The following is a 6563-nucleotide window of genomic DNA, read 5'->3' as shown; positions in this document are numbered from 1 at the left end:
CTGGATCGGCTCGATAGCCCATCCAGGCCGCTTCGGCCGGGCCCGGATGCGGAGCGCCGTCCTGGCACAGCAGGGCTAGCGCGAACTGCCGAAGATCGGCCGGATGGAAGTAGCGGTCGTCATCAAGATTCACGACGGCGGGACTGGCCGACGATGTGACCAGGAGCGAGGAAAGCAGCGCATCCGGCCCACCGGCATCGGCAACAGACACAGATCTAGTCGCGACCACGACCCGCATCGACGGCAACGCCGACAACTCGACCAGGTCCTCGGCTATACCGGTCCGTTCCACCGGGCCGTCGGCCTCGTCCAAGGCATCAACCAGGATCGTCTGGCCTCCGGCGAGCGAGTCAATCACGTCGGAGTAAGGGGCCGACGTATCGAGACCAGCCAACCGTGCAACCTGCGCCCGAAACTCGGCCCGAGAAGCACCACGGCAATGGAACACCAGTCCGGGCTCAGCCTCGCCGGCAGCAAGATCAATAGCGACACGACCGATGACAGCGGACTTCCCAGCGCCAGGTGCACCGATCACGACAAGCGGCCGACCGGTCGGCCGCCACTCACGAACAGTGCGAATGGCCGCTTCCCGACCCTTGAATATATCGCCGGAATGGCCCAGATTGCGTTGCCCTCGGCCGCGCCGATGGAAATGCTCCTGGGCGCTCTGCCCGGCCAGGATCCATCTCCTCGCGAGCCCGGTTGGGCGTGGCACCTCGATCTGTTGATAGAGGCGTACGGCTCGGTCCTGCTCGTCAGCGCCGCCGCCAAGCGCCGCGACCAGGCTGCGGACCTGCTGGCCGTCCACTGGCAGGCTCTGACCGCGCAGCAGTCTGTTGATCCGACTGTGGGCCAAATGCATTCGCTCGCCGATCGCGCGAAGGCTCCTGCCGCCACTCTCTACCCGGACCACATCGAAGACCTCAAGCAGCCGCCGCCATGGCCCACTCTCGGGCCATTCTGAACGATCCGTCAGGGAGGGGCGCACCGCCTCACCATAGCGATGTGCTTGCGATGTGCTCCGGCCGCAGGGCTAGCGCACCGGGTCCACGACAGATGACAACTGAGCACAGCCCATCGGCCCTGCAGGACCACACGCTTCTCGCATGGATCATTGGTGCAAGATCTTTCGTCGCTTCGCTGCGCTCTCGGGCCGGCCCCTCAGACGGGTCAACCTTCGTGGCCTTCCGGGGCCGACGCGTCTGTCGCGTCTCCTCACAACTTGTAACCGTTCGGCATCTCGCACCTCGTCCAAAGCGGGCACCCGCCGACACTCATCGCCACGGAAGTGGACGTCTCAAAGCCAACCCCATAGCGGAGGAACAAGCGGTGCCCGCTCACCAGGCGTTCCCTCTGGCGAGGTGCACGCGATGCCACAACTCCCAGGCGATCCCGACAACAAGCGCCACCCTCTGACCACAACGGCCGTCGGTGGCGTGGTCTCCGGCCTCGTCCGGGCCGCCACCGAACGGCTCATCCAACTCATCGAAGACATGACCCACAACACCTGACTATCTCGCCCTGCCGCCTGGTGCCGCCTTGGACTCCGGAGGTAACGGGCAGATTGGGTTCAGGTCGGCGAAGTGCTCACCGCGCCCGAAGAGGTCACCACCACGGCTAGACTTGCGCGAGCTTCAGAATTGCGCTGAGCGTCATCGACGGTGGGGCAATGGGCCGTGTCCCCCCTCGGACACGAGTACGTCTCATATGTGCGACGTAGACGTAGCGGTGGTCAAGGATGCTTGACCACCGCCGAAACCCATCCGATGTAGCGTCTGGCGCTACTCTCAGTGATCAGCGGCGGGCGAGCCCCGCGCTGACGCGCGGCGGCTCTTCAGTGATCCCCGCCGTTGTCCTGCCGAGTCCGGCACCGGTCGTGGGCGTGGCTCCTGGCACCCCTGCGGCAGCCATGAGGTGTCCTCCGCTACCGCTTCCGAGTCTTGCAGTCACTCGAAGCCGTACAGCCCTCTATGGACTGGCAACGCTCGATTCGCGTGGTCGGATCGCCGATCGGTCCTGTACTGTGCCAAAACTGTGCTTCGCATTCGTGACCTGGGGATTTGCGAGTGGATCAAGCGGCTCGGCGGTATTCGTTGATCGCGCCACCGAGAACCCGTCGCCGGCGGATCGGCCTTTCGATCGCGATGACCGCGCCGGGGTCGTAGTCGGGTGGATGCTGGTTCAGGCTCTGGTGTGGCCGGTGCCGGTCGAAGTGGTCCTCGTAGGCGCGGAGCACGGTGCGGGCGTGCTGTTCGTTGTAGATCAGTACCCGGTCGGTGCACTCGGCCCGGACGCTGCGCACGAAGCGTTCCGCGAAGGCGTTCGCCCGAGGCGTACGTGGAGGATTCTTCACCACCTTGATGCCTTCGGCGGCGAACACGGCGTCGAACGACGCGGTGAACTTGGCGTCGCGGTCGCGGATCAGGATCCGGAACCGTGTCATCCGATCGCCGAGGTCCAGCACCAGGTTGCGGGCCTGCTGGGTAGTCCAGCCAGCAGTCGGATGTTCGGTGACGCCGAGGATGTGCACCCGCCGGGTCGTGATCTCCATGACGAACAGCACATACAGCCGCCGCAGCGTGACGGTGTCGATATGGAAGAAGTCGGTAGCCAGCAACCCGGCTGCCTGAACGCGCAGGAACGTCCGCCAACTAGTGTCGATCTCACGCGGGGCGGGACCGACCCTCGATCCGGCGAGGATGCGACGGATGGTGCCGGCGCCGACCCGATGGCCGAGCCCGACGAGTTCACCTTGGATGCGCCGATGCCCCCAGCCGGGATTCTCCCTGGCCAGCCGCAAGACCAGGTCCCGCAGATCGTCGCTGATCGGTGGTCGTCCGGGACGGTTCGGGTAGGTCCAACGCCTGCGGACCAGGCGGCGGTGCCAGGCCAGCAGGGTGGCCGGGGTGACGATCCGATGTTTCCACAACTCCCGCGGCAACGCCCGGACCAGCGCGGACAACACCGCCCGCTCCGGCCACGACAGCCGCGGCCGACCGACCTGACGCCGCAATACCGCCACCTCATGGCGCAGCACCAACAGCTCGGCGACCATCGCCGACTCGCTACGCGTGGCCCGCGGCAACCAGCCGAACACCCGCACCGCACTCAGGTACAGCAGCCGAACCAACACGCCTGCCATGATGCGTCACCGTCGCGAAACAACAGCTCACGCGCTGTGCGACGAGTTTTGGCACCGTACAAGCCTAGGGAGCGAACAGAATGGGGCGATCATGGTGAAGTTTGGCCGCCAGAAGGCGGAACCGCAGGACGTCGAAAGTCATCTCCGCCAATTTCTCGGCAAACCCTTCAGCACCCTTAATGAGGCTCTTCCTGATGGGGCTGTGATTCGTCTTCACGGATTCGCCGAGGTGCCCAACGACGGCCAGGTGACCATGGTCACGGATGGGTTGGCCAGCCTCGCCCGCCAGCACGGCTGGGCTCGTCGGGACGGTTATGCTCAAGAGTTGCTCTTCGTGTTGGACGGCCAATTCATGGGCCCCGATATGCTGGATTTTGTGATGTCCTGCGCGGCGCGTTACGCGCAGCAGGGGCGACTCCTTTCGTGGGACGAGCCCGTTCGCCTGGACGTCGACGTGCCGTCCAGCTCCGGGATGAGGTTTCTCCTACCTACCCCGGCGGCCCTCTTCGAGGAAGATTTCCAGTTCGCAACCGGCCCTACGGGCGAAACCAACTTTTGCCTGTTGGTACCGGCCTACGAGGTGGAGGCTGACCTTCTGGCGTCCCGAGGGCCCGAGCATCTCTTTGATGTCCTTGATGAACAGGACGTCGACGTTTCCGACCTTCGGCGGTCGGCACTGCGTATTCGTGGGCACGGCCTCACGTAGGAGTCACGGCCCGTTCATTCGTCATCTCTGATCTTCTCCCTGGCGTCGCACTGGGTTGCCACGGCTCGTTGACGAAGGAGGGCGCTCCCATCCGTCGCACCGGCCCCAACCCAGGGCCCCGGCAAAGTCGTCAGGTGATGCCGAGCAGTGCCAGCGGGCGGGTGCTGTCGCGGGCGTGATGCCGGTTGGCGGCGGCGATGTTGGCTATTCCGGCGGTGCGCAGGGGGCACCGATGGCGGCGTTGCGTAGGGCGGCCATGACCTCGGGCGGGAAGACCTCCGTGTCAGTTTCGATGGTCCAGGCGTCGTGGTCGCACACGATGATCATGTTGTTGAGTCGCAGGTAGCCGGCGACGCTGTCTGGATCCTGGTCGCGCATCGCCGGGTGGTGCCGACGCAGGCAGCTGTGGTGGCGAATCCTGTTTAGGAGATGGTCCTCTCGGACGTAGAGGGTCTTCTGTCGTCTTGATGAGGTGGGTCGGGTGCTGGTGTTGCCGTGTCGGCATCGGTAGCTGGCACGGTCGTGGACCCAGTGGGAGTCCATGATTCGGCCGCAGACGCCGCAGCAGATCAGTCCGGCCAACACGTAGCAGCGGGGGATGCCGTCGGCTGGGGTCGGTGCGGTGTGGATTGCCTGGACGGCGACGAAGTGTTCTTCGCTGACCAGCGGAGTGTGTGCGATTTCGCGGGAGATGGCCCAGTCGGTGGAGGCGCTCCATCGTTGGATCTCGTGGTGTCGATCGAAGGTTCCCTTGTCAGGGAGGGCATCACGGTCGGTGCGTTGACGGTTCCAGACCTGCCGCCCGGTGTAGCGGGGGTTGGCCAGGATCGCCGCGACAGTGGTGAGCATCCATTGGCGGCCGCTGCGGTGGGGGTTACGCGCTGGGTCGACGCCGGACGGGCACAAGACGCCGTTGTCGTTGAGGGCGCGGGCGATGCTGGCCACGCTCCGGCCGGCGAGCCGCTGCTCGAAGATCCACCGTACGTGGGGTGCGGTGGCAGGGTCGGGCGGCTGACCGGCGCGGACTCGCAGTGCCGGGGCTTGCGCTTCACCGTCGGTACGGGTCGATGATTTCCTTTGGGCGCAGCGCGGGGGCGGCGAGGTCGCGGAGTGTCGGCGAGGTGAGGTAGAACCTGCCTCGGGTCTCGCCGTGCTGTTCGAGCATGTCCGCCCGGACGAGGGCGCGAAGGTCGCGGGTTGCTTGGTCGTCGGTGAGGTTCTCGTCGCGTTGATAGAGGGTGCGGCGTACTCGACCGCCGGTCGCGGCGAGGTGTAGGGCGCTAACAACCCGCTCGGGCAGCCCGTTGCGCCGGACCCAGGTGTCCAGCAGTTCCCAGAGCTGCGCGGCTTGGTCGAGGCGTTGCCGGACCAGTTGGGCTTGTTGGTGGTGGGCGCTCAGGCAGAATCGGATCCACTTGCTGGTGTCGTTGTCGGGCTGCCAGGTCGGGCCGCCGACCTCACCGAGCGCGTCGTAGTAGGCGTAGGTGTTTCGGCCGACGCCGAGCCACTCCTCGATGGAGGAGAACTCAGGGGCGAGGACGCCGTCGCGGGCGAGTACGAGGGTGTGGAGGCACCGGGACATTCGGCCGTTTCCGTCCCGCCAGGGATGGATCTTGACCAGGTTCAGGTGAGCCATGGATGCCCGGACGAGCAGCGGTGTCTCCGGTTCGCCGTCGGCCAACCAGTCGATCAGCTCGGAGATCAGCGACGGGACGTCGTCGGCGTCTGGCCCGGTGTAGACGCGTCGGCCGGTGTGCGCCTCGTCGATGTGGATGTCTCCTGGACGGTAGCGGCCCGGCCACTTGCTGAGGTCATGGCGGAGCATCATGAAGTGCAGCGCGTTGAGCAGCATGTGCTGCCAGGTGAACTCGCGTGAGCGGGCGAGTTGTTGCACGTAGGTCAGGGCGTCGCGGTAGCCGGTGATGACCTCCCAGGTTTGCGGGCTCGTCTCTACCGGTTCGTCGCCGGCGACGGCCGCGGCGGCGTCGTCCAGAGACACCTGGTAGCCCTCGATCGAATTCGAGCCCTGGATGGCGCCGCTCCTCAGCGACGGCCGGTGCGGGCCTCGGGTGACGTGCCGCCGTAGGTGGACAGATCGACGCTGATCAGGGCCGGGTGGATGGGACTTCGCTGCCGGCGGGCTGACCGTGCGGGCCACCGTGGGCATGGGGAATCTCCCGGCGGCCAGGTCCCGGGATCGGCCGGGGCGGTGGTGGCGCCGTCGAGGCGCGGACGACGAGCTCGACCGGTTGGTCGGCCGCCGGTGGAAGCTCGACGTCCGGCTTCTCGATGACCTGTACCAGCAGCGCGAGGCCCTGCCGCGCGACCTCGTCGAACGGCTGCCGCACGGTGGTGAGCGGGGGAGTGACGTAGGCGGCGACCGGGATGTCGTCGAACCCGACGACGCTGATGTCCTCGGGCACCCGGCGCCCGGCCTCGAGCTGCGCGCGGATGAGACCGATCGCCATGTCGTCGTTCGCGGCGAACACCGCGGTCACGGTGCCGTCGCCGGCCAGTTCCCGGCCCGCCGCGTAGCCGGACGCGGCCGACCAGTCGCCCTCGACGACCGGCGGCTCGTCCGCGCCGTGGGCTCGCAGCGCCTCGCGCCAGCCGGCGAGACGGTCCCGTGCCGAATACCACCGCTGCGGGCCGGCCAGGTGATGGACGGTCGCGTGCCCCAGCTCCAGCAGGTGCTCGGTCGCGGCCCGCGCGAGC

At 66.7% G+C, this 6563-nt stretch carries 8 protein-coding genes; 3 read left to right on the top strand and 5 right to left on the bottom strand.

The genetic code is table 11. From position 1 onward, the window contains the following. Positions 1 to 394, bottom strand: a 394-nt coding sequence (locus AB0J68_RS24005; protein ID WP_363940533.1) for a hypothetical protein, incomplete at its 3' end; no start/stop codon positions are given. Between the two features lie 45 nt (positions 395 to 439). Between AB0J68_RS24005 and AB0J68_RS24000 the strand changes: the two genes are divergently transcribed. Both AB0J68_RS24000 and AB0J68_RS23995 read left to right on the top strand, forming a co-directional pair. Next, positions 440 to 964, top strand: coding sequence for a hypothetical protein (locus AB0J68_RS24000; RefSeq protein ID WP_363940532.1), 525 nt, complete (start codon positions 440 to 442; stop codon positions 962 to 964). Positions 965 to 1370: 406 nt separating this feature from the next. Continuing rightward, entirely contained in the window at positions 1371 to 1511 is a 141-nt protein-coding gene (locus AB0J68_RS23995; RefSeq protein ID WP_363940531.1) for a hypothetical protein, read from the top strand. Between the two features lie 560 nt (positions 1512 to 2071). On the opposite strand, the gene AB0J68_RS23990 is transcribed toward AB0J68_RS23995, so the two are convergent. Continuing rightward, complete coding sequence (locus AB0J68_RS23990) at positions 2072 to 3142, bottom strand: integrase core domain-containing protein (RefSeq protein ID WP_363940530.1); 1071 nt, start codon at positions 3140 to 3142, stop codon at positions 2072 to 2074. A gap of 91 nt (positions 3143 to 3233) precedes the next feature. On the opposite strand from AB0J68_RS23990, the gene AB0J68_RS23985 reads away from it, so the two are divergent. Then, positions 3234 to 3848, top strand: a complete 615-nt coding sequence (locus tag AB0J68_RS23985; RefSeq protein WP_355066800.1) for a suppressor of fused domain protein — start codon at positions 3234 to 3236, stop codon at positions 3846 to 3848. 204 nt (positions 3849 to 4052) lie between these two features. Here AB0J68_RS23985 and AB0J68_RS23980 read toward each other — a convergent pair whose 3' ends face one another. The 3 genes from AB0J68_RS23980 to AB0J68_RS23970 all read right to left on the bottom strand — a co-directional run. Further along, complete coding sequence (locus tag AB0J68_RS23980; RefSeq protein WP_363940534.1) at positions 4053 to 4880, bottom strand: recombinase family protein; 828 nt, start codon at positions 4878 to 4880, stop codon at positions 4053 to 4055. 16 nt (positions 4881 to 4896) lie between these two features. Beyond that, positions 4897 to 5847, bottom strand: coding sequence for a Fic family protein (locus AB0J68_RS23975; protein ID WP_363940529.1), 951 nt, complete (start codon positions 5845 to 5847; stop codon positions 4897 to 4899). Between the two features lie 106 nt (positions 5848 to 5953). Beyond that, positions 5954 to 6563: substrate-binding domain-containing protein (locus AB0J68_RS23970; RefSeq protein WP_363940528.1), on the bottom strand; the 610-nt coding region annotated here is incomplete at its 5' end.

The organism is Micromonospora sp. NPDC049580 (genome assembly GCF_040675595.1).
GTDB lineage: Bacteria > Actinomycetota > Actinomycetes > Mycobacteriales > Micromonosporaceae > Micromonospora.
Note: the sequence above shows the minus strand (reverse complement) of the source record. Positions and strands in the feature narration are given on the sequence as shown.

Bases quoted from the DNA above. Each gene is read 5' to 3' on its own strand.
- AB0J68_RS24000 (WP_363940532.1), top strand. From the start codon at position 440: ATGGAACACCAGTCCGGGCTCAGCCTCGCCGGCAGCAAGATCAATAGC.
- AB0J68_RS23985 (WP_355066800.1), top strand. From the start codon at position 3,234: ATGGTGAAGTTTGGCCGCCAGAAGGCGGAACCGCAGGACGTCGAAAGT.
- AB0J68_RS23990 (WP_363940530.1), bottom strand. From the start codon at position 3,142: ATGGCAGGCGTGTTGGTTCGGCTGCTGTACCTGAGTGCGGTGCGGGTG.
- AB0J68_RS23995 (WP_363940531.1), top strand. From the start codon at position 1,371: ATGCCACAACTCCCAGGCGATCCCGACAACAAGCGCCACCCTCTGACC.